Genomic DNA, 22,049 nt, shown 5'->3' with positions numbered 1-22,049 from the left:
GGGGACCCCGGAGACAATGCTGTATCTTCTTGCCGATCTGTTCCACTTTGAGGGACTGGCCAATCTCTTCCGCTATCAGTCGTTCCGCTCCGGCGGGGCGCTGATCACTGCGCTGCTGATCGGTCTGGTCATCGGGCCGCGCTTCATCTCGATGCTGCGCGTGCGGCAGGGCAAGGGGCAGCCGATCCGCGAGGATGGCCCGCAGACCCACCTCGCCAAGCGCGGCACGCCGACGATGGGCGGGCTGATGATCCTGACCTCGCTGATCGTCTCGATGCTGCTGTGGATGGATGTGTTCAATCCGTTCGTCTGGGCCTGCATGGCGGTGACGGCGGGCTTCGGCCTGATCGGCTTCCTCGACGATTACGACAAGGTGACGAAGCGCAGCCACGCCGGGCTTTCGGGCAAGGTGCGCCTGCTGGCCGAATTCGTGGTGGCGGGCATCGCCTCGTGGATCATCGTCCACCAGCTGAACACCAACCTTTATGTGCCGTTCCTGTCGAACCACTACATTCCGCTCGGGCCGTTCTACTACGTCTTTGCCGCCGTGGTGATCGTCGGTGCGGGCAATGCGGTGAACCTGACCGACGGGCTGGACGGTCTGGCGACGATGCCGGTGATCATCGCGGCGGGCACCTTCGCGATCATCTGCTACCTCGCGGGCCGCGTCGACTATGCGCACTACCTCGGCATTCCGCATGTGCCGGGCGCGGGCGAGCTGGCGATCTTCTGTACCGGGATCATGGGCGCAGGCCTTGCCTTCCTGTGGTTCAACGCGCCGCCTGCGGCCGTGTTCATGGGCGACACCGGCAGCCTCGCCCTTGGCGGAGCGCTGGGCGCCATCGCCGTGTCTGCCCATCACGAGATCGTGCTGGCCGTGGTCGGCGGGCTGTTCGTGCTGGAGGCGGCCTCGGTCATCATCCAGGTCTTCTGGTTCAAGCGCACGGGACGCCGCGTGTTCCGCATGGCGCCGATCCACCACCATTTCGAGCAGAAGGGCTGGGCTGAATCGACCGTGGTGATCCGCTTCTGGATCATCTCGCTGGTGCTCGCCGTGCTTGGCCTTTCCACGCTGAAACTGCGATAAGGGGTAGCCTTGCGATGATCGTCTCTCCCGTCTTCGCCGGAAAACGCTACGCGGTGCTGGGCCTTGCCCGCTCCGGCATGGCGACGGTCCAGACGCTGCTGGAGAGCGGCGCGCATGTCATGGCCTGGGACGCGCGCGAAGAGCCGCGCACCGCGCTGTGCCCCTACAAGGAAACCAGACGGCTGACGCTGGCCGATCCGGTGCTGGCCGACATCTCGGGCTATGACGGCCTCGTCGTCTCGCCGGCGTGCCGATCAACACCCACCCGGTGGGTGAGGCCGCACGCCGGGCTGGCGTGCCGCTGATCGGCGATATCGAACTGTTTGCGCTGGCCCGCGCCAGCCTGCCGGCGCATCGCGTGATCGGCATCACCGGCACCAACGGCAAGTCGACCACCACCTCGCTGGTCCGCCATATCCTCGACGAGGCAGGCATCCCCGCGCGCTTCGGCGGCAATATCGGCGTGCCGATCCTCTCCACCGAGCCGCTGCCCGAAGGCGGTGTCTATGTGCTGGAGCTGTCGAGCTACCAGATCGACCTGACCCGCAGCCTCGATTGCGACGCGGCGGCGCTGCTCAACCTGACGCCCGACCATCTCGACCGCTACGACGGCTTTGCCGCCTACGCCAATTCCAAGGCGCGGCTGTTCACGATGCAGTCGGAAGGGCACGCCGCCGTCTTCGGCGATGGCGATGCCGAGACGCGCACGATCGCCGAGGCGGAGCGCCTGCGCCGCCATGATGCCGACGTGCAGGTCGTCACCGGCGCCGATCTCGTGGCGTTTCAGGGCGCCTGGCCTTCGTTGCAGGGGCCGCACAACCTCCAGAACGTGGCCGTCGCCGTCGCGCTGGTCGAGGTGCTGGGCGTCACGCGCGAGCAGTGGCTGCCCGCGCTTCCCACCTTCCACGGCTTGCCGCACCGCATGGAGCGCGTGGCCGAGGCGGGCGGGATCACTTTCGTCAACGACAGCAAGGCGACCAACCCGGCTTCGACCGCGCCTGCACTGGCGGCCTTCCCGCCGGCCGGGAACGGCCCACGCATCCACTGGATTCTGGGCGGCCTTCCCAAGGGCGACGATCTCGACGAGTGCGCGCCGTGGTTCGGTCAGGTCGCGGCGGCCTATACCATCGGCGATGCCGGGGCGCGGTTTGCCGAGATCCTCGGCCCGGTTCTGCCGGTGACACGCTCGGAAATGATGGCCGAGGCGATCCGCCAGGCGATGGACGCGGCGCGCCCCGGCGACGTGGTGCTGCTCTCGCCCGCCTGCGCCAGCTTCGACCAGTTCCGCGATTACGAGGCGCGGGGCGACGTGTTCCGCCAGATCGTCGATGCGCTGATCGCCGAGCGCGGCCTCGAAAACACGATGAAATCCACCCAGAGTAGCGATACCAGCGATGGAGCGGAGGCCGGCTGATGGCAACGATCTCGCCCGCGCCCGGAGCGCAGATCGCCCGCTACAACCGCAATCGCCGTAGCAGTCTGGCGGTGTGGTGGCAGGAGATCGACCAGGGCCTTCTCATCCTCGTGCTGATCCTGATGGCGATCGGGGCCGTTGCCGTTGCCGCCGGGTCTCCCGCCAGTGCCAAGCGCCTGTCGACCGCGCACGAGAAGCTGCCCGATCTCTACTTCTTCTGGCTGGGCGTGCGCTGGCAGCTGGTGGGCCTTGTCGCGATGTTCGGCGTCTCGACGATGAGCCGCGAGAACGCGCGCCGTTTCGGCATCCTGCTGGGCGGGGCGATGCTGTTCGCGCTGGTGCTGGTGCCGCTGGTGGGCTCGGAAGTGAACGGCGCCAAGCGCTGGCTGCGCTTCGGCATCTCGCTCCAGCCGTCCGAGTTCCTGAAGGCCGGATTCCCGATCCTGCTGGCGTGGATTCTCTCGTGGAAGGCGCGCGATCCCAAGATGCCGGTGATCGCGATCTGCTTTGCGATCATGGCGATGCTGGCCGCGCTGCTGATGATGCAGCCCGACTTCGGATCGACGATGCTGTTCGGCTGCACCTTCTTCGTGATGATCCTGCTGGCGGGCATGCCATTGAAGCGCATCGGCCAGTTCGGCGGGCTGGGCGCCGTGCTGATCGTCCTGATGTATTTCACCTATTCGAACGGTCGCAACCGCATCAACAACTTCCTGTTCGGTGGGCAGGCGTTCGATCAGGTCGACCTTGCCCAGCGCACGCTGCTCAACGGCGGGTGGACGGGCCGGGGCTTCTGGATGGGCGTGCGCAAGTTCGCGCTGCCCGAGGCGCATACCGACTATATCTTCTCGGTCATCGGCGAGGAGTTTGGGCTCCTGGCCTGCATGGTCATCATCTTCCTCTATCTGGGGCTGCTGACCCGCGTGATGCTGCGCCTGACGCGCGAGGAAGACCTGTTCACCGTGCTCGCCGCCTCGGGCTTTGCCGCGCAGTTCGGCGGACAGGCGTTCATCAACGTGCTGGTGAACCTGCAGCTGTTCCCGTCCAAGGGCATGACCCTGCCGCTGATCAGCTATGGCGGATCATCCACCGTCGCCATGTGTTTATGTGTAGGGCTGCTGCTGGCGATCACCCGCCGCAACCCCTTCATCGAGCGCGAGCGGTTTTCGCTCGGCGCTATCGGAGAGCGTTCATGACTACCGTCAGCCGTCACTATGTGCTCGCCGCGGGCGGGACCGGCGGACACTTGATCCCGGCCTTCGCGCTGGCGGTCGAGCTGGAGAAGCGCGGCCACCACGTCGCGCTCATCACCGACGAGCGCGGCGCGAGGATTCCCGGCAAGCCCGATTTCATGCCCGCGCATATCCTGCCGCCAGGCCGCATCGCGGGAAGAACCCGCTGAACTGGATCAAGGGCGCGCTGGGCGTGCTCGAAGGGCGCCGCATGGCGCTGCGCCTGTTCGAGGGCTTCCAGCCGAGCGCGGTGATCGGCTTTGGCGGCTATCCTTCGGTGCCCACGCTGATGGCGGCGACTTCGGCGAAGATCCCGACCGTGCTGCACGAGCAGAACGCGGTGCTGGCCGCGTCAACCGCCGCTTCGCCGCCAAGGCCAATGCGCTGGCGACCTCCTCGGCGCAGGTGGACCGCCTCGATCCCAAGCTGGCCCCCAAGGTCACGCTGGTCGGCAATCCGGTGCGCGAAGAGGTGATGGCGCTGCGGGAGCGGCCGTTCCCCGATTTCACCGAGGACAGCCTGCTGCGCATCCTCGTCACCGGCGGCAGCCAGGGCGCACGGGTGCTGTCGGAAGTGGTGCCCGATGGCCTTGCCATGCTGCCCACCGCGCTGCGCTCGCGCCTGCAGGTGATCCAGCAGTGCCGTGCCGAGGATATCGACGCGGTGCGCCAGCGCTATGCCAGCCACGGCATCCCTGCCGAACTCGCCACCTACTTCGAGGACATGGCCGAGCGTCTGGCCGATGCCCACCTGTTCATCGGCCGCTCGGGCGCCTCGACCATTGCCGAGCTGACCGCCGTGGGCCGTCCCGCGATCCTCGTGCCGCTGCCGATCGCCACCGACGATCATCAGGCCGCCAACGCGCGCGAGATCGTCGTGGCGGGCGGGGCGCGATCGATCCGGCAGGACAAGTTTACCGCCAGCGAACTGGCCAAGCAGATCCTCGCCATGGCGCAGCATCCCGAAACGCTGGGCAATGCCGCCCATGCCGCATGGAACTGCGGCTATCCCAATGCCGCCGCCGACCTTGCCGACATTGTCGAGAGCTTCGGCGCCACTCCCATTCAGGACGTAATCCGCATGACCCCGAAGCCCGTTGCCCCCCTTTCCGGCGAAGCGCTGGCGAAGGAGTTCGGCGAATGAAGGGCGTCGGCACCGATATCGGGACGATCCACTTCGTCGGCATCGGCGGCATCGGCATGTCGGGCATTGCCGAAGTGATGCACAACCTGGGCTATGCCGTGCAGGGTTCGGACATTGCCGAGGGCTATGTGGTCGAAGGCCTGCGCGCGCGCGGGATCAAGGTCATGATCGGCCACGCGGCGGAAAACGTCGAGGGTGCGGCGGTGGTCGTCACCTCCACGGCGGTCAAGCGCGAGAACCCCGAAGTCGTCTATGCGCTGGAGCACCGCATCCCGGTGGTGCGCCGCGCCGAGATGCTGGCCGAACTGATGCGCCTCAAGAACACCGTCGCGGTGGCCGGCACCCACGGCAAGACGACGACGACCTCGCTGGTCGCGGCGCTGCTCGATGCGGGCGGCGTCGATCCCACGGTGATCAACGGCGGCATCATCAACGCCTACGGATCGAACGCGCGTCTGGGCGAGAGCGACTGGATGGTGGTCGAGGCCGACGAGAGCGACGGCTCGTTCCTGCGGCTCGACGGCACTATCGCCATCGTCACCAACATCGATCCCGAGCACCTCGATCACTACGGCTCGTTCGACAGGATCAAGCAGAGCTTCGTCGAATTCATCGAGAACGTGCCGTTCTACGGCGCGGCGATGCTGTGCATCGATCATCCCGAAGTGCAGGCGATCATCCCCAAGGTGCGCGACCGCCGCGTGGTGACTTACGGCTTTTCCGCGCAGGCCGACATTCGCGGCGAGAACGTGACGCCGGTTCCGGGCGGCAACCGCTTCGACGTGGCGCTGCGCCAGCGCGACGGCTCGTTCCGCCGGATCGAGGGCATCGAACTGCCGATGCCGGGCCGCCACAACGTACAGAACGCCCTCGCGGCGATCGGCGTCGCGGTGGAGATGGGCTGCTCGGACGCGTGCATCCAGACCGGCTTTTCCAAGTTCGGCGGGGTCAAGCGTCGCTTTACCAAGGTGGGCGAGATCGCGCTGGAAGGCGCTGGCGAGGGTGGCGAGGTCACGGTCATCGACGATTACGGCCATCACCCGGTAGAGATCCGCGCCGTGCTCGCCGCCGCGCGCGAGGGCGTGAAGAACCGCGTCATCGCCGTGGTCCAGCCGCACCGCTTCACGCGCCTGCGCGATCACATGGAAGACTTCCAGGGCGCCTTCAACGATGCCGACGTGGTCTATGCCGCGCCGGTCTACGCCGCGGGCGAAGCGCCGCTCGACGGGATCGACAGCGCCGCGATGGTCGCCGGCATGAAGGCGCGCGGGCACCGCTCGGCACAGGTCATCGCGGGCGCCGATGCGCTTGCCGACGCACTGGCAGGCTCGATCCAGCCCGGCGACATGATCGTGTGCCTTGGCGCGGGAGATATCACCAAGTGGGCCGCCGGTCTTGCCGACGCCATCCGCAGCCGGAGGGCGGGGTGACATCCTCCAACTCTCCAACCCCTGAAAACACCCCTTCCGTTCGTGTCGAGCGTAGTCGAGACACGTTGCGCGAAGGTGGCACGTCCGAAGAAGGTGTCTCGACTGCGCTCGACACGAACGGCTCTTTAGCATCGGCGGTAACTGGACTGAGCCTGGAAGGCGTTCGCGGCAAGCTGACGGCCAACGCGCCGCTGGCGCCGCTGGTCTGGTTCAAGTCGGGCGGCGTGGCTGACTGGCTGTTCGAGCCGAAGGATCTGGACGATCTGCGCAGCTTCCTGCGCGGTCTCGATCCGGCGGTTCCAGTGATGGCGCTGGGGCTCGGATCGAACATGATCGTGCGCGATGGCGGCGTTCCGGGCGTGGTGATCCGCCTCGGCAAGCCGTTCGCCAGGGTGGTCGCGGGCGAAGGTCACACGCTGTCCTGCGGCGGCGGGGCGAGCGGCATTCTGGTGTCCTCCACTGCGCGTGATGCCGGGATTGCAGGGGTCGAGTTCCTGCGCTCGATCCCCGGCACTGTCGGCGGCTTCGTGCGGATGAACGGCGGCGCCTACGGGGGCGAGGTGAAGGACATTCTCGTCGATTGCGACGTGATGCTGCGCTCGGGCGAACTGGTGACATTGAGCAACGCCGATCTCGGCTATACCTACCGCCATTCCGCGCTTCCCGAAGGCGCGGTGGTGGTCGCTGCGCGCTTCAAGGGCCGCGCGGGCGAGCCTGCCGCGATCCAGGCGGAGATGGACCGCATTTCGGCCAGCCGCGAGGCCAGCCAGCCGCTGCGTTCGAAGACCGGCGGGTCGACCTTCAAGAACCCCGAAGGCCATGCCGCGTGGAAGCTTGTGGACGAGGCGGGCTGTCGCGGCCTCATGCTCGGCGGCGCGCAGGTCAGCGAGAAGCACACCAATTTCCTGCTCAACGTCGCCGATGCCACCAGCAGCGATATCGAGGCGCTGGGCGAGGAAGTGCGCGCGCGGGTCAAGGCGCAGTCGGGCGTGACGCTCGAATGGGAAATCCAGCGCGTCGGGCGCGCGCCCAAGGCAAGCGCATCGTCATGATCGACATGCGTCCCACCACCCGTCTGGAGCAGCAGATCCTCGATAACGTGGAGGAATTCGGCTGCCATATCACCAGCGTGTTCCCGCCGGAGGAAGACGAGGGCGAGGAAGACGAGGGCGAGCCGGGCATCGTGCGCTTTGCCTATTCGATCGGCTTCACCGAGACGGTGGGGCAGGGCGAGGTGATCGTCTTCGGCTTCTCCACCAAGCTGGCCGCCTCGCTGATCAACGGCATGCTGGAGCTGTGCCGCGACGGGCTGGAGATGGACGACTGGTGCGAAGTGCCGGGGCTGCTCGAAGGTCACCCGGTGATGCTGCGCGAGGTCGAGCCTGCGAACCTTGTCGAGGACTTCTTCAATTCCGCCATCTGGTTTTCCCGCCGCCTCACCGGCAAGCCGCTGTCGCGCGCGTTCCAGATCGTCTGGCCCGGCGCCCATGACGGCCTCTATCCCTGGCAGCCGGGCTGTGCGCGCAGCACCATCGACGAACAACCGCCCCTCTATCGAACGAGCCTGAATTCATGACACTTCCTAAGCTTCACGTCGCGGTCCTGATGGGTGGCTGGTCGGCCGAACGCCCCGTCTCGCTGATGAGCGGCGAGGGCGTGGCCAAGGCGCTCGAAAGCAAGGGCCACCGCGTCACCCGCATCGACATGGACCGCGATGTTGCGCTGAAACTGGCCGAGGCGAAGCCCGACGTGGTGTTCAACGCGCTCCACGGCACACCCGGCGAAGACGGCACCGTGCAGGGTATGATGGACCTGATGGGCCTGACCTACACGCACTCGGGCCTCGCCACCTCGGTGATCGCCATCGACAAGGAACTGACCAAGCAGGCGCTGGTCCCGCACGGCGTGCCGATGCCCGGAGGCCGCGTGGTGAAGTGCGCGGAAATCCACGAGCGCGATCCGCTGCCGCGTCCCTATGTGCTCAAGCCGGTGAACGAAGGCTCATCGGTCGGCGTCGCCATCGTCACGGCGGAAGGCAACTACGGCAACCCGATCGCGCGCGAGGCGAAGGGGCCGTGGCAGGAGTTTGAGGAACTGCTGGCCGAGCCCTATATCCGCGGGCGCGAGCTGACGACGGCGGTGATCGCCGACAAGGCGCTGCTCGTCACCGAACTCAAGCCCAAGTCGGGCTTCTACGATTTCGATTCCAAGTACACCGACGGCATGACCGAGCACGTCTGCCCGGCAGAGATCCCCGACGAGATCGCGCAGGCCTGCAAGGAGATCGCGCTGCGCGCGCATCGCCTGCTCGGCTGCAAGGGCACCAGCCGTTCGGACTTCCGCTGGGACGATACGCAAGGCGTCGAGGGGCTGTTCCTGCTGGAAGTGAACACCCAGCCCGGCATGACCCCGCTCAGCCTCGTGCCCGAACAGGCGCGTGCCTGCGGCATGGACTATCCCGAACTCGTCGAGGCGATCATCGCCGAGGCGCTTTCCGATCGCGCGGCGGCTGACGCGGCGCGCACCAGCAGGGCTTCATGAGCCAGACCATCCGCCGCAAGGGCAAGACTGCCCGCAAGAGTGCGGTTGCGCAGGGCAATCGCGCCCGCGTCCAGAAAGCGAAGAAGACCACGGGCTCCGCGCTCGATTCGGTGATGGCGTGGCTGCCGTTCAGCGAGGCGCAGCTGCACCGCATCTTCCTGTTCGCGATCCTGGCGGGCGGCGCGCTGGCGCTGTGGATCGTCGCGCAGGTGGTAGGCGTGCCGGCGCTGGCGGGAGACCAGATCTCGCGCGTGGCCGCCGATACCGGCTTCGAGGTGAAGCGCGTCGAAGTGCGCGGCGTCCAGCATATCGACAAGAAACAGGTCTATGCGATCGCGCTGGCGCAGGAGCAGAACCGGGCGATGCCGCAGGTCGATATCGACCACTTGCGCGAACAGCTGCTGGCGCTTTCTTGGGTCAAGGATGCGCGCGTCTCGCGTCAGCTGCCCGATACGCTGGTGATCGATATCGTCGAGCGCACGCCCCACGCGGTGCTGCGCGATGCGCAAGGGTACTGGCTGATCGATGAGACCGGCCATCTGCTCCAGCAGGTCGACCGCCGACAGGCGCAGGGCAAGCTGATCGTCTCGGGTGACGGGGCCGGGCCGCAGGTCGTCGCGCTTTCACAACTGCTCGATGCCGCGCCCGCGTTGAAGCCCCGCGTCACCGAGGCAGAATGGGTGGGCGATCGCCGCTGGAACCTGACGTTCTCGACCGGGCAGGTGCTCGCGCTGCCCGAAGGCGATCAGGAATCCGCCGCCGCGCTGGTCGAATTCGCGCGGCTCGATGGCACCAACCGCCTGCTCGGCGGCAAGGTCGCCGCGTTCGACATGCGCGCGGGCGACCGCATGTACATGCGCGTTCCGGGGCTGGAAGAGCAGGAAGCCGCCGACAAGGCCGCCGCTGCCAAGGCCGCGAAGGACGCGAAGGCCTCGGCCAAACCTGCTGCAACTCTCGAAGGGGACGACTGATGCCCAGCCCCCGCATCACCCGCGTATTCGGCGCGGTCAATATCGGCTCCTTCCGCGTTTCCGCCATCGTCGCCGGGCTCACCGAGATGGGCGACATGGTCGTGCTCGGCTCGGGCCACCGTGCCAGTCAGGGCATCAAGCGCGGCTTCGTCACCGATATGACCGCCGCGACGTTCGCGATCCGCGACGCCATCGACCGGGCCGAGCGCATGGCCGATACCTCGGTCCAGAAGGTCTACATCGGCTGTTCGGGCGCAGGCCTTGCCAGCCAGATCGCCCAGGTCGATGCCGAGATCGGCGGGCGCCGGATCGAGCAGGAGGATATCGACGCGCTGCTGTGGTCGGCGCGCGAGGTGATCCAGCCCGATGGGCGGCTGGTGCTCCATGCCCAGCCCGCGCAATACCGGCTCGACGGCGCGCACGGCGTGATCGATCCGCGGGGCCTCCATGCCGAGCGGCTGGGCGTCGATATCCATGTCATGCTGGCGGACGGCGCGCCGATCCGCAACCTGACCGAAGCGGTGCAGAGCGCGCACCTCGATGTCGAGGCGGTAGTCGCCTCGCCGGTGGCGGCAGGGCAGGCCTGCCTTTCGCCGGAGGAGCGCGATCTGGGCGTCGCGCTGGTCGAATTCGGCGCGGAAGTGACGAACGTGGCGCTCTATGCGCAGGGCATGCTGATCGACATGGTGGCAATCCCGATGGGCTCTGCCGACATTACCGACGCCATCGCCTCGGCCTTCGGCATCCGCCGCTATCAGGCCGAGCGCCTGAAATGCGTCAACGGCTCGGCCATCGCCAGCCCGACCGACCATCGCGAGATGATCCCGGTCAACGCGCCGGGCGAGGAGGACACCGGGCCGATCGCGCGCCATGCCGACGAGAAGAACCGCATCCCGCGCGCCGAACTGATCGGCGTCATCACCGGCCAGCTCGGCGTGCTGATGGAAGAGATCAACAAGGTGCTGCGCACGATGCAGTTCGCAGGGCAGCGCGGCAAGCAGGTGGTGTTCACCGGCGGCGGCGCGGAACTGGTGGGCCTTGCCGACTATGCGCAGGCCGCGCTGGGCCGTCCGGTCCGCATCGGCCGGGTGCCGCAGATCGCAGGGCTTGCCGAAACGCATGTGAAGCCGGGGTTTTCCACGCTGGCCGGACTTGTGCTATACGCCTCGTCGAGCCCGACCGATATCCGCTCGCTGGGGCGGCGACAGGCCGATGCGACCAGCTACAAGGGCCTCGGCATCGTGAACCGCGTGTACCGCGCGCTTCGGGAGTATTTCTGAGGATGGAGCGCCTTTCATGGGCTTCCTGCCGTGCGACGGCTCCCATTCGTCGCAGCGGGCTCGAAAAACGGCGGAATTGGCCGATTTCGCTGTGGACAACGGACTTGCGGTCTTTGCATCGCCGAATCGAAGCGTGCAATCAAATCGGTCAAGGTAAATTCTTCGCGCACGTGCCTGCCAGGAGAGCGAAATGAGCATTAACATCGGACCGCCGGCGATCGACGAGCTTCGTCCGCGCATCGTCGTGATCGGCGTGGGCGGTGCGGGCGGCAACGCCATCGCCAACATGATCGAAGCCCAGATCGAGGGTGTCGATTTCGTCGTCGCCAATACGGACGCGCAGGCGCTCAACAACTCGATCGCGGAAACGCGCATCCAGTTGGGCCCGGATATCACGCAGGGCCTCGGCGCAGGCGCACGCCCCGAAGTGGGCCGCGCCGCTGCGGAAGAGACCATCGCCGAGATCGAGCGCGTGCTCGATGGCGTGCACATGTGCTTCATCGCAGCGGGCATGGGCGGCGGCACCGGCACCGGCGCCGCGCCGATCATCGCACAGGCCGCGCGTGAAAAGGGCGTGCTGACCGTCGGCGTCGTGTCCAAGCCGTTCCTGTTCGAAGGCACGCGCCGCATGCGCGCCGCCGAAGCGGGCATCGAGGAGCTGCAGAAGCAGGTCGACACGCTGATCGTCATTCCGAACCAGAACCTGTTCCTCGTCGCCAAGGCGGAGACCACGTTCAAGGAAGCGTTCCAGCTGGCCGACGAAGTGCTCCAGCAGGGCGTGCGTTCGATCACCGACCTGATGATCATGCCGGGCCTCATCAACCTCGACTTCGCCGACGTCCGCTCGGTCATGGCCGAGATGGGCAAGGCGATGATGGGCACGGGTGAGGGCGAAGGCCAGAACCGTGCGCTGGAAGCCGCCGAGCGCGCCATTGCCAACCCGCTGCTTGACGGCGTGTCGATGCAGGGCGCGAAGGGCGTCATCATCTCGATCATCGGCGGCGAGGACATGAAGCTCCTCGAAGTCGACGAGGCGGCGAACCACATCCGCGATCTGGTCGATCCCGATGCGAACATCATCTGGGGCTCGGCGTTCAATCCCGATCTCGACGGCAAGATCCGCGTCTCGGTCGTCGCTACCGGCATCGAGCAGACCACCGAGCAGGCCGAAGTCGCCCAGCGCCCGGTCAGCATGTCGGCCTCGCGCGGGCCGGTGCGTCCGTCGATCGCCACGCCGACAGCCGCCCCGGCCCCGGCACCTTCGCCGGTGAGTTACGAGGCTGCCCCGGCACCCGCCCCGGCGCCGACGGCTTATGCTGCTCCGGCTCCGCAGGCGCCTGCTGCGCCCGCGCCTGCCGCACCCGCAGTGGGCAATGCCTATCGCGCGCCGGTCGAGCCCGAGCAGGCGCTCGAACTCGGCGTCGGTCATGAAGTGCCCGTGCAGGATGCTTCCGCCTATCCGGCGCCCGGCCGCAGCGATCCGCTGGAGCTTGGCCCCGATACGCAGGCTGCGCCCGGCGTTGGTGCCCGCAAGCAGGACGAACTGTTCGGCGGCGGCGCAGGTTCGGAAGCGTACCGCGCGCCCGGCGCTGCTGCTGCGCCCGCTCCGGCGGCACCGCGTCCGGCAACCGGCTCCTCGCTGTTCGACCGCATGAGCTCGATGTCGCGCTCGCGGCCCGCCGAAGAGCCGCAGGGCGGTGAGGGCGACCAGTCCTCGTTCAGCATCCCGCGTTTTCTCGGGCGCCAGAACAATCAGTGATCCCCAGTGACCGCCCGTAACCGAATTCCATCCGGTTCTGATCGGGGTGGTCCAGGATGACGAAAAAGCGGCGGGTGCCTTTGGGGCGCCCGCCGTTTTTCGTTTTCCGTGCCCCTTCGACTTCGCGTCATTCTGGCGCTGTTCACGCGCCTGCGCTTATGTGCGCGCATATTCGCCGTGGACAGGCCACGGCGGAGCCCGTCGCCCGATTGCTGTGTGCTGCCCCCGGCGCTATGTCATGACAAGGATGAAGGGGAGGGTGACGCGCGGTGCCTTGCAGGGCATCCCGCAGATGCCTGACCGCTCCATTTTCGCAACGCAGGACTTTGCTGAAATCCGCCGCATGCCCATCACTTCCGCCTCTGCCCGCCCTTATGACCGCCCGTCTGCCAAATCCGCCCGCCGTGCGCGTTTCCGGGCGCTTGCCGCAGGTTTGCTGGCCTGTGCCGCGCCGGTCTTCGCCCTGCTGGGGACCAGCGCGCCCGCCCATGCGCAGGCCGCCTCGCGCGAGGTGGTTCAGCCGCTGCCGGACCCCAACAAGGGCAAGCTCGATGCCGCGATGAAGCGGCTGGCGCGCAATCCGAAGGACGTCTCGGCGCTGGTCGATGCAGGCGATGCCGCCACCGGGCTCGGCGATTTTCAGGCCGCGAAGGGCTTCTACAAGCGGGCGGACGAGATTTCGCCCAATAACCCGCAGACGCAGGCGGGGCTGGCCCGCGCGATGGCGCTGGGCGGCGATCCGGTGGGCGCGCTGCCGCTGTTCGCCGCCGCCGACCGGGGCGGTATCGGCACCGCGCAGATCGCCGCCGACTGGGGCCTCGCCTACGATCTGGCAGGCGACAATGCCTCGGCCCAGCGGATGTATGCGCAGGCGACGAACCCTGCCGATGCGGACGAGGTGCGCCTGCGCCTCGCGGTCAGCCAGGCGATCTCGGGCGACGGCAAGGCTGCCGACGACACGCTGATGCCGCTGCTGCGCAAGCAGGACAAACCCGCGTGGCGCACCCGCGCTTTCGTCTATGCCATCGGCGGCGACACGACGAAGGCCGAAACCACCGTGGCGGCGATCCTGCCCGCCAAGCTGGCCGAGGCGGTGACGCCCTACATGCGCTACATGCCGCGCCTGACGCGCGCGCAGCAGGCCGCCGCCGCGAACCTGGGCGATTTCCCCAAGGCGGCGGAAATCGGCACCGATTCGCCTGCCGTCGCCGCCTATTCGGCGCAGCATGGCAGCACGGGCGCGGTGCGCAGCGCCGATGCCGGGCTGATCCCGCAGGGCGAGGCGCTGGGCTCGGGCCGCGCGAAGAAGAAGCATGCCGATCGGGGCGAGCGCCCCACGCCGACGCAGCTTGCCGCCAATACCCCGCGTGTGGCGCCGGGCGAGGTGCAGGCGACGATCGAGCGCGACAGTTCGGGCGAACTGCCGCCGGTCGATGCAGGCCGCTCCACGGCCATGGCGGGCAATACGCCGATGCCTTCGCCGACCGCGATGCCGTCGCCGACCGTGGCCCCGCCCACGAATACGGCGGCGATGCCCAACCCGGCTCGCGCCTCCACCCCGGCGCCTGAACGGTCTGTCCCTGAAAGATCTGCCTCTACGGTGGCGATGCCCGCGCCGATCACCATGCCGTCTGCGGCGGCGATGGGTGATGCGCCTGCGGCGGTGAGGGGCGATGCGCCTGCGGCAACCTCGCGGCCCGTGGTCCAGCCGACGCCCGAGGCGCCCCAGCCTCAACCTCAACCTCAAACGCGGCCTCAGCCGGGCTTCGATCTGGCGCAGTCCACTGGCTCGCGCACGCTGCCTGCCGCTGCTGCGGACACGCCGCCGCCGCCGTCCTCGTCCGCCGATTCGCACGCGGTGGTCGAGCGTCCGACGCTGGCGCAGGCCTTTGCCGATCTCGGTCGCCCGACCCTGCCAGCGCCGCAGCCGACGCCCCTACCGGCGCCTGCTCCCGTGCCGGTCGAGGCGCCCAAGCCTGTGGTCGAGGCGCCCGTCGCCACTGTCACAGCGGCCAAGGAGGTGGCCAAGCCCGTCGCCAAACCGGCGCCGCGCAAGAAGGTCGAGCCCAAGAAGCCCGCACCGCCGCCGGTGCCCGCGCGCAAATGGGTGCAGATCGGCGTCGGCTCGAACATGAACGCGATCCGCTGGACCTGGCGCCAGCTGGTGCTCAAGGCGCCCGACGCCTTCCGGGGCCAGTCGGTGTTCACGGCGGACATGGGCGGGACCAATCGCATCGTCGTTGGCCCGTTCGACAGCGACAAGGACGCCGCCGCCTTCATGTCCGACCTGCGCGACGGCGGCATCAGCGATACCGTGCCATGGTCGAGCGATGCGGGCGAGGCGGTCGAGGCCGTGCCCGGCGCGCCTTCAGTCGATGCCATTTCGCCGCCGTCCGAAAAGTCTTCGAGCGCCAAGAAGAAGGGCGCCAAGGCATCCGACAAGGCCGCTGATGAGAAGGGTGACGAGAAGGATTCGGGCAAGGCTACCGGTCGCAAGGGCGCGAAGAAGGCCGAGGCCAAGGCCCCGCCTGCGCCCGCGCGCCAGTGGGTGCAGATCGGCGTGGGGCGCGACAAGGACGCGCTGGCCTTCACCTGGAATCGCCTGGCGAAGAAGTCGCCGAGCGCGCTCAAGGGGCAGTCGCCCTCCGTGGCGAAGATGGGTCGCACCAACCGCATGGTCATCGGCCCGTTCGCCAGCGACAAGGCGGCGCAGCGCGCGATGGATGCGCTGAAGAAGGGCGGCATCACCGATTTCGTACCCTGGAGCAGCGACGAGGGCGAAGCCGTCGACGCGCTGCCGGTCGATTGATCCGATGCCGCGCGGCGCCTCTGCCGGGTTGCGCGGCTTAACCTTTCGCACACCTTATCCACACCCTGTGAACAGGCTTGTGCAGTCATGCACAGGCGTTCGCGGGGGTGGGCTGGGCGGCAGGCCCGCAGCACGTCATTCCTGCAGGCACAGGACGACTTGGATGCGACTTGCGGAGGGTCAGTGACGGGGATCATGAGAACAGTGCAGGACGACATCGATCGCAACGACGATGCCGCGCCGGTCGAGATGCTGGCCTCGCTGTTCGAGGCACGCGGCTGGCCGTTCGAATTCGTCGGCGAGGACGAGATCTCGGTCGAGATCAAGGGCAGCTGGGCGACCTATCAGCTCCAGGCGATCTGGCGCGGCGAGGATCGCGTGCTGCAGATCATCTGCCTGCCCGACGTGCGCGTACCCGAAGGCAAGCGCGGCCCGATTTTCGAGGCGCTGGCGCTGATCAACGAACAGCTCTGGGTCGGCCACTTCGACATCTGGTCGAACGGCGGCGTGGTGCTCTATCGCCACGGGCTGGTGCTGGGCGACGATGGCCTGCTGGGGCCGGGTCAGGCGCAGCTGGCGATCGAGGGCGCGCTCGAAGAGTGCGACCGCTTCTATCCGGTGTTCCAGTTCATCCTGTGGGGCGACAAGACCCCCGCCGAGGCGCTCGCCGCCGCGCTGGTGGACGCTGCCGGAGAAGCCTGAGGGCAATTACCCCTTCAAATCGCGGCGGTCAGCCTCTAGTCGGCGGGGAAGGGCAGGGCGGACCTCCTGCCGAACCCATCCGAGGAGACCGCCGCGATGACCCGTTTCAATTCCATCCTGCTCGTGGGCTGCGGCAACATGGCAGGGGCCATGCTCGAAGGCTGGCTGGCAGGCGGCATCGCGCCTGCGGTCTTCACCGTGGTCGATCCGCACCGCACCAGCGTACCCGAAGGCGTCACCCTGCTGCGCGAACTGCCCGCCGAAGAAGCGTTCGACGCGGTGATGCTGGGCATCAAGCCGCAGGGCCTCGATCAGGCCGCGCCCGCGATCCGTCCGCTGATCGGCAGCGGGACGGTGCTGTTCTCGATCCTGGCGGGTGTCGAGTTCGACAGCCTCGCCGCGCGCTTCCCCGAGGCGGGCGGCATCCTGCGCATCATGCCCAACCTGGCCGTCGCCATCGGCAAGGCGCCCGTCGCTCTGGATGCCCGAGGTCTCGACGAGGCCGGCCGCGCCGATGTGACCGCGCTGATGACGCCGCTCGGCACGCCCGAATGGCTGGCGGACGAGAGCCTGTTCGATTCGGTGACGGCGCTGGCGGGCTGCGGTCCGGCCTTCGTCTATCGCTTCATCGATTCGCTGGCGGCAGGCGCGGTGGCGCTCGGCATCGAGGCCGGGCAGGCGCAGCGCCTCGCGATCGCGATGGTCGAGGGAGCGGCGCAACTGGCGGCGATTTCCCCCGACAGCCCCGGCGCGCTGGCAGACAAGGTGGCGAGCCCCGGCGGCTCGACGCGGGCGGGCATGAACGTGCTCGATGAGGACGCCGCGCTCGCCCGCCTGATCGAGGCGACGATGACCGCATCGCGCGATCGCAATGCGGAAATGGCCGCCGCCGCGCGCTGAATCTCGTGTCTGTGTGATGACGCGCGCATTCAACCGCGCTTCAGACACACTTTGTCATACGGAATGCGACCCGGTTTTCCTTGAAAAGGGAAAAAGAGGGGCCGATATTCGTGTTCATCCCGGTCAGGCGCATTGGGCGCTGCACACCGGCAATTGTGGAGTTTGAAATGGCGAACTGGAACGACCCCCGGCCCCGTGAGGGCTTCGGTGCGTCTCCGAGCCTCGACGGACGGACCGGTGGCCGCGTAAGCTACGACCAGGGCCTGCGTCGACACATGCTGTCGATCTACAACTACATGGCCTCGGGCGTGCTGCTCTCGGGCGTCGTGGCGCTGCTGTTCGCCAGCTCCGGCTTTGCCCAGCAGATGATGTTCTCGCCTCTCAAGTGGCTGGTGATGCTGGCCCCGCTCGGCTTCGTCTTCGCGATGAACTTCGGCTTCCAGCGCATGAAGACCTCGACGCTGCAGATGCTCTACTGGGGCTTCTGCGCGGTCATGGGCCTGTCGATGTCGACGCTGTTCATGGTCTTCACCGCCACCTCGATCGCGACGACCTTCTTCGCGACGGCAGCAGCCTTCGCAGGTCTCAGCCTGTTCGGCTACACCACCAAGAAGGACCTGTCGGGCTTCGGCAGCTTCCTGATCATGGGCCTGTTCGGCATCATGATCGCGATGCTGATCAACATCTTCGTGGGCTCCAGCGCACTGCAGATGGCGATTTCGGTGCTGGGCGTGCTGATCTTCGCAGGCCTTACCGCCTACGATACGCAGATGCTCAAGAACCAGTACTACCAGCTTCAGGGCACGCCGTGGGCGGCCAAGATGGTGGTGATGGGCGCGCTGAGCCTGTACCTGGACTTCATCAACATGTTCCAGTTCCTGCTCAGCTTCATGGGCCAGCAGCGTAACTGATCCGGTTCGGATAGACCGGCTTCGGGCAGTCCCGGCGCCGGTCATCCACCAAAAATCGTCAGACAGGCATCATGCCCGGTGCGTTTCGTCGCACCGGGCATTTGCTTTGCGGGGAGGGCGCGTTAGAGAACTGCGCCTGCCAAGGGAGTTATGTCAGGGTGAACGAGGTGTCCAAGTCGGCTCAGGGGAAGTTGAGCCGCATCAGTGCCGTCGCGCGTGCGACCGTACAGCGCAAGTGGCCGCTGCTGGCAGGGGGCGCGGTATCCGGTGCCTTCGCGCTGCTGGCAGGCTGCGCCTCGCCTCCGCCTCCGCCTCCGCCGCCTCCGCCCCCTCCGCCGATCGTGGTGGTGCCGCCCAAGCCGACGCCGCCCAACCAGGCGCCCGACAGCCTCAATATCCCGCCGGTCAGCGACGATGGCACGCGCCATACCGTGAACTACGATATTTCGAGCACGCAGGCCGAATGGAACCTGCGCTCGGCGCTGAACGTCGCGGCGCTCAACTGCATGGACCCTGTGAATTCCACGCAGATCCTGACCGGGTACAAGCGCTTCCTTGTGACTTACGACAAGCAGCTTGACGCGGCGAACGCCACGGTTGCGCGCAGCTTCTCGCTCAAGGCCTCGGGTCGCGCGGCGACGGTCGCGCGTGAGAGCTACCAGACCTCGGTCTACAACTTCTTCGCGCTGCCGCCGGTGAACAAGAACTTCTGCGCCGCCGCAGCGGACGTGATCAACGACCTGTCGACGATCGATGCCGATCACTTCCAGGGCTATGCCCGCACCGGGCTTGCCAAGATGGAAGCGCCGTTCAAGGCGTTCTTCGATGCCTATGCGCAGTACATGGCTGACCTTGCCGCCTGGCAGGCCCGCTATGGCAATGCGCTGGTCATCGTGAAGCCCTCTGCCGAACAGCAGGCGATGATCAAGGCGATGACCCCGCCCAGCCAGATGACGTTACCTTCGGGCGGCATGGGGCCTTCCGCAGGCCCGGCCGGAACGTCTTCGACCACGACGCCGCAACCCGCGCCAGCAGCGGGGAATTGAGCGGGATCGCGCATTTTTTGCTTTCGCGCTTCTGCGGCATTCGCTAAGGGAGCGCCTCCGCAGACCGGCGGAAGGGACCTTCGGGCGCCGGATGTTGGTCTGCTGATTGCTGGAACGGGGCCGTAGCTCAGATGGGAGAGCGCGTCGTTCGCAATGACGAGGTCAGGGGTTCGATCCCCCTCGGCTCCACCAGTGATTGAAATCGAAGTATGGAATGGCCGCGCCCGTCGCGGCCTTTTCGCGTTTGGGCGGTTGTTCGCGAGATGATCTCTGCACGGGCCGGCCGCCAGCCCGTCAGATGAACCGGAACCACTGCAATGCACTTTCTCGACCAGGCCAAGATCTACATCCGTTCGGGCGGCGGCGGCCCCGGTGCCGTCAGTTTCCGTCGCGAGAAGTACGTCGAATACGGCGGCCCTGACGGCGGCAACGGCGGCAAGGGCGGCGATATCGTGTTCGAGGCGGTGCCGGGCCTCAATACCCTGATCGACTTCCGCTATACCCAGCACTTCAAGGCGAAGCGCGGCGGCCACGGCATGGGCAAGAACCGCAACGGCGCCGCTGCCGACGATCTGGTCATCAAGGTGCCGGTGGGCACCCAGCTGATCTCGGACGAGGACGGCGAGACGATCCTGGCCGACCTTACCGAAGCGGGCGAGCGCGTGACGCTGCTCGAAGGCGGCATGGGCGGTCGCGGCAATGCCAGCTACAAGACCAGCACCAACCGCGCGCCGCGCCAGCACCAGCCGGGCATCCCGGCTGAGGAGCTGTGGGTGTGGCTGCGGCTCAAGCTGCTGGCCGACGTCGGCCTGGTCGGCATGCCCAATGCGGGCAAGTCCACTTTCATCAACCAGCTGTCGAACACCAAGGCAAAGGTCGGCAACTACGCCTTCACCACGCTGCGTCCGCAGCTGGGCGTGGTCAGCCACAAGTACCGCGAATTCGTGCTGGCCGACATTCCGGGGCTGATCGCGGGCGCGGCGGACGGTGCGGGTATCGGTGACCGGTTCCTGGGCCATATCGAGCGCTGCCGCGTGCTCGTCCACCTGATCGACGTGTCGGATGCCGATCCGGTCGAAGCGATGCGCGTGGTCGAGGAAGAGCTGGAAGCCTACGGCAACGGGCTTGAGGACAAGCCGCGTCTGGTCGCGCTGAACAAGGTCGACCTGATCGACGATGCGCTGGCGGCGGACTATGCGCGCGAGCTGCTCAAGGCCGGGGCCGACGAGGTGTTCCCGATCTCGGGTCTCAGCGGCAAGGGCATCTCGAAGCTGCTCGACGCGGTGATTGACTACCTGCCGGCTGCGACCGTGACCGAACGCCCCGAAGGCGAGCGCGAGGAACTCGACGAGAAGCCCTGGTCGCCGATCTGAGAGTTCGTTCGAGAAATCGCGAAAGAGCGATTTCAGAGGCGGCACCGGCCCGCGCCGTTTCAAAGTACCCCCGGTCCCGCGATGGGACCGGCCCGGCCACAATCGTCGAACAAGCGATTGCGACGCTGCCCTGACAGGCATATCCTCCTCGCATAACTCGCGAAAAGAGGAGTGAGGACTGTCATGGCTACATCTGCCGACAACAAGCGTCACCACTACGATCTCAAGAACGTGGGCCTGCGCGCGCAGGCGACCGCGTCCGGGCTGGTGCAGCTGTGCAAGGAGTTGCAGCGCGTCGGTGTGCTCGACGATGCCGCCGTCTCGCGCATCAAGGACGCCATCGCCGACGAGATCGCGCTGACCGCGCCGCGCTCGATGCTGCAGGCCGATTTCCGCCGCGACGTCTGCGCCCGCCTCGACGGTATCTTCAGGGGCGAGGAAAAGCTGGGCGCGGGTGACGGGCTGGCCTTCGTTCACGAGGAATAAGGTCGCTCCGGTATCGCTGATCGTCGCAGGATCGGGCCGGGTCTGACCGGCTGATCTTCGAAATGCAGGCTGTCGTGCAGAGGGTATGCCTTTGCATGACGGCCTTTTTTGTTGCCGCAACTGTATTCATGGAAATATAGCATAGGGGAGAAGACAGGGACGAGAGGATGCCATGCGCAACGAGACGAGCGGTGAGGGAACAGGAACGCGGCGCACCGGGCTGGATGCCGAGCCGCTGACGTTTCTCTCGCGCGAGCGCGCGTTCCTCGATGCCGCGCGGCAGTTCGCGGCGGGGGCAAGGCGCTCGCGCCGCTCCGCGCTGGAAAAGGCGGTGCGGCAGGCACCGTTCTCGCACGAAACCGCCTGCACCGGGATTCAGGTGCTGGAAGCGCTGGTCGGCGTTCAGCCTGGTCCCGTGGGCGCGGATCTCGAACTGGTGTCGCGCCGCGCCGGGCTCTCTGCCGAAGAGGTGCAGGATGGCCTTGCCTGTCTGCGGCGCACGCGGATCGTCGCGCCCGATTCGCACGCGATCGAGTGGCAGCGCTTCGGCGCGGCGCACTTCGATGCGGCGCTTTCGCGGCGGGTGCTGGCGGTCTGGGAGGCGCTGCCCGAGGACCTCGACTTTTTCGACGACACGCACGGCTGGGTGCGCGGTTCGATGGTGCTGCTGCGGATCGCCAGCTTCGGGCGCTGTGCTGATGGGCGCGGGGATGGGAGGGCTGATGAACGGACGGATCGCGGTGCGGGGCTGACGCTGGACAATCTTGCGCTGCTCTCGCGCCATGGCGTGGAGGCGGCGCGGCTGGCGCTGGCGCGGCTGCGCGATCATGGGCTGGTGCGGCGCCGCTCGCTGGAAATCCGGCTGGAAGGGCTGGCGCGGCTGGAAAGTGCAAGCCGCAGGTAGCGTGCGATCCGCAGGATCACTCCCGCCTGTCTGGTCGCTTCCTTCTGGGAAGCGCCGATGA

At 67.2% G+C, this 22,049-nt stretch carries 17 protein-coding genes, 1 tRNA gene and 2 pseudogenes; all 20 read left to right on the top strand.

The features are described from left to right. Positions 1–16 precede the first annotated feature (16 nt). The 20 genes and pseudogenes from mraY to CI805_RS13305 all read left to right on the top strand — a co-directional run bounded on the left by mraY (position 17) and on the right by CI805_RS13305 (position 21,988). Positions 17–1,087: a phospho-N-acetylmuramoyl-pentapeptide-transferase gene (mraY, locus tag CI805_RS13400; RefSeq protein ID WP_260924233.1), complete on the top strand. Its 1,071-nt coding sequence runs from the start codon at positions 17–19 to the stop codon at positions 1,085–1,087. A gap of 14 nt (positions 1,088–1,101) precedes the next feature. Then, positions 1,102–2,501, top strand: a pseudogene (gene murD / locus CI805_RS13395) (UDP-N-acetylmuramoyl-L-alanine--D-glutamate ligase). Next, on the top strand, positions 2,501–3,697 hold the full coding sequence (locus CI805_RS13390; RefSeq protein WP_260924232.1) for an FtsW/RodA/SpoVE family cell cycle protein: 1,197 nt from the start codon (positions 2,501–2,503) through the stop codon (positions 3,695–3,697). The pseudogene murD and the gene CI805_RS13390 overlap by 1 nt, the downstream one beginning before the upstream one ends. Next, positions 3,694–4,876: pseudogene (gene murG, locus CI805_RS13385) on the top strand (undecaprenyldiphospho-muramoylpentapeptide beta-N-acetylglucosaminyltransferase). Before CI805_RS13390 ends, murG begins: the two are co-directional and overlap by 4 nt. Further along, the gene (gene murC / locus CI805_RS13380) at positions 4,873–6,306 is read left to right on the top strand and encodes a UDP-N-acetylmuramate--L-alanine ligase (protein ID WP_260924231.1); all 1,434 of its coding nucleotides are present in this window, start codon (positions 4,873–4,875) and stop codon (positions 6,304–6,306) included. Before murG ends, murC begins: the two are co-directional and overlap by 4 nt. 146 nt (positions 6,307–6,452) lie before the next feature. Beyond that, positions 6,453–7,358, top strand: coding sequence for a UDP-N-acetylmuramate dehydrogenase (gene murB, locus CI805_RS13375; protein WP_260927986.1), 906 nt, complete (start codon positions 6,453–6,455; stop codon positions 7,356–7,358). Then, the gene (locus CI805_RS13370) at positions 7,355–7,882 is read left to right on the top strand and encodes a DUF4262 domain-containing protein (protein ID WP_260924222.1); all 528 of its coding nucleotides are present in this window, start codon (positions 7,355–7,357) and stop codon (positions 7,880–7,882) included. The genes murB and CI805_RS13370 overlap by 4 nt, the downstream gene beginning before the upstream one ends. Next, entirely contained in the window at positions 7,879–8,847 is a 969-nt protein-coding gene (locus tag CI805_RS13365) for a D-alanine--D-alanine ligase (protein ID WP_260924220.1), read from the top strand. The genes CI805_RS13370 and CI805_RS13365 overlap by 4 nt, the downstream gene beginning before the upstream one ends. Further along, positions 8,844–9,818: a cell division protein FtsQ/DivIB gene (locus CI805_RS13360; protein WP_260924218.1), complete on the top strand. Its 975-nt coding sequence runs from the start codon at positions 8,844–8,846 to the stop codon at positions 9,816–9,818. Before CI805_RS13365 ends, CI805_RS13360 begins: the two co-directional genes overlap by 4 nt. Further along, the gene (ftsA, locus tag CI805_RS13355) at positions 9,818–11,098 is read left to right on the top strand and encodes a cell division protein FtsA (RefSeq protein ID WP_260924216.1); all 1,281 of its coding nucleotides are present in this window, start codon (positions 9,818–9,820) and stop codon (positions 11,096–11,098) included. The genes CI805_RS13360 and ftsA overlap by 1 nt, the downstream gene beginning before the upstream one ends. Positions 11,099–11,288: 190 nt before the next feature. Continuing rightward, a complete protein-coding gene (gene ftsZ / locus CI805_RS13350; protein ID WP_260924214.1) occupies positions 11,289–12,857 on the top strand; it encodes a cell division protein FtsZ in 1,569 nt (522 codons plus the stop codon). Between the two features lie 343 nt (positions 12,858–13,200). After that, positions 13,201–15,666 (top strand): SPOR domain-containing protein, encoded by a 2,466-nt coding sequence (locus tag CI805_RS13345; protein ID WP_260924212.1) that lies wholly within the window; start codon positions 13,201–13,203, stop codon positions 15,664–15,666. A gap of 195 nt (positions 15,667–15,861) precedes the next feature. Then, entirely contained in the window at positions 15,862–16,368 is a 507-nt protein-coding gene (locus tag CI805_RS13340; RefSeq protein ID WP_260924210.1) for a YbjN domain-containing protein, read from the top strand. A gap of 96 nt (positions 16,369–16,464) precedes the next feature. Then, on the top strand, positions 16,465–17,268 hold the full coding sequence (locus CI805_RS13335) for a pyrroline-5-carboxylate reductase family protein (protein ID WP_260924208.1): 804 nt from the start codon (positions 16,465–16,467) through the stop codon (positions 17,266–17,268). 167 nt (positions 17,269–17,435) lie between these two features. Further along, entirely contained in the window at positions 17,436–18,179 is a 744-nt protein-coding gene (locus CI805_RS13330) for a Bax inhibitor-1/YccA family protein (RefSeq protein WP_260924205.1), read from the top strand. 158 nt (positions 18,180–18,337) lie between these two features. Next, a complete protein-coding gene (locus CI805_RS13325; RefSeq protein WP_260924202.1) occupies positions 18,338–19,225 on the top strand; it encodes a hypothetical protein in 888 nt (295 codons plus the stop codon). Positions 19,226–19,341: 116 nt separating this feature from the next. Beyond that, positions 19,342–19,417, top strand: a tRNA-Ala gene (locus CI805_RS13320). 125 nt (positions 19,418–19,542) lie between these two features. Beyond that, positions 19,543–20,598, top strand: a complete 1,056-nt coding sequence (gene obgE, locus CI805_RS13315; protein WP_260924200.1) for a GTPase ObgE — start codon at positions 19,543–19,545, stop codon at positions 20,596–20,598. Positions 20,599–20,781: 183 nt separating this feature from the next. Continuing rightward, a complete protein-coding gene (locus CI805_RS13310; protein WP_260924197.1) occupies positions 20,782–21,084 on the top strand; it encodes a hypothetical protein in 303 nt (100 codons plus the stop codon). 172 nt (positions 21,085–21,256) lie between these two features. Continuing rightward, positions 21,257–21,988: a hypothetical protein gene (locus CI805_RS13305; protein ID WP_260924194.1), complete on the top strand. Its 732-nt coding sequence runs from the start codon at positions 21,257–21,259 to the stop codon at positions 21,986–21,988. The last annotated feature ends 61 nt before the right edge of the window (positions 21,989–22,049 follow it).

It is taken from the genome of Novosphingobium sp. 9, assembly GCF_025340265.1.
In the GTDB taxonomy this organism is placed as follows: domain Bacteria; phylum Pseudomonadota; class Alphaproteobacteria; order Sphingomonadales; family Sphingomonadaceae; genus Novosphingobium.
Note: the sequence above shows the minus strand (reverse complement) of the source record. Positions and strands in the feature narration are given on the sequence as shown.

Bases quoted from the DNA above. Each gene is read 5' to 3' on its own strand.
- mraY (WP_260924233.1), top strand. From the start codon at position 17: ATGCTGTATCTTCTTGCCGATCTGTTCCACTTTGAGGGACTGGCCAAT.
- CI805_RS13390 (WP_260924232.1), top strand. From the start codon at position 2,501: ATGGCAACGATCTCGCCCGCGCCCGGAGCGCAGATCGCCCGCTACAAC.
- murC (WP_260924231.1), top strand. From the start codon at position 4,873: ATGAAGGGCGTCGGCACCGATATCGGGACGATCCACTTCGTCGGCATC.
- CI805_RS13370 (WP_260924222.1), top strand. From the start codon at position 7,355: ATGATCGACATGCGTCCCACCACCCGTCTGGAGCAGCAGATCCTCGAT.
- CI805_RS13365 (WP_260924220.1), top strand. From the start codon at position 7,879: ATGACACTTCCTAAGCTTCACGTCGCGGTCCTGATGGGTGGCTGGTCG.
- CI805_RS13360 (WP_260924218.1), top strand. From the start codon at position 8,844: ATGAGCCAGACCATCCGCCGCAAGGGCAAGACTGCCCGCAAGAGTGCG.
- ftsA (WP_260924216.1), top strand. From the start codon at position 9,818: ATGCCCAGCCCCCGCATCACCCGCGTATTCGGCGCGGTCAATATCGGC.
- ftsZ (WP_260924214.1), top strand. From the start codon at position 11,289: ATGAGCATTAACATCGGACCGCCGGCGATCGACGAGCTTCGTCCGCGC.
- CI805_RS13345 (WP_260924212.1), top strand. From the start codon at position 13,201: ATGCCCATCACTTCCGCCTCTGCCCGCCCTTATGACCGCCCGTCTGCC.
- CI805_RS13340 (WP_260924210.1), top strand. From the start codon at position 15,862: ATGAGAACAGTGCAGGACGACATCGATCGCAACGACGATGCCGCGCCG.
- CI805_RS13335 (WP_260924208.1), top strand. From the start codon at position 16,465: ATGACCCGTTTCAATTCCATCCTGCTCGTGGGCTGCGGCAACATGGCA.
- CI805_RS13330 (WP_260924205.1), top strand. From the start codon at position 17,436: ATGGCGAACTGGAACGACCCCCGGCCCCGTGAGGGCTTCGGTGCGTCT.
- obgE (WP_260924200.1), top strand. From the start codon at position 19,543: ATGCACTTTCTCGACCAGGCCAAGATCTACATCCGTTCGGGCGGCGGC.
- CI805_RS13310 (WP_260924197.1), top strand. From the start codon at position 20,782: ATGGCTACATCTGCCGACAACAAGCGTCACCACTACGATCTCAAGAAC.
- CI805_RS13305 (WP_260924194.1), top strand. From the start codon at position 21,257: ATGCGCAACGAGACGAGCGGTGAGGGAACAGGAACGCGGCGCACCGGG.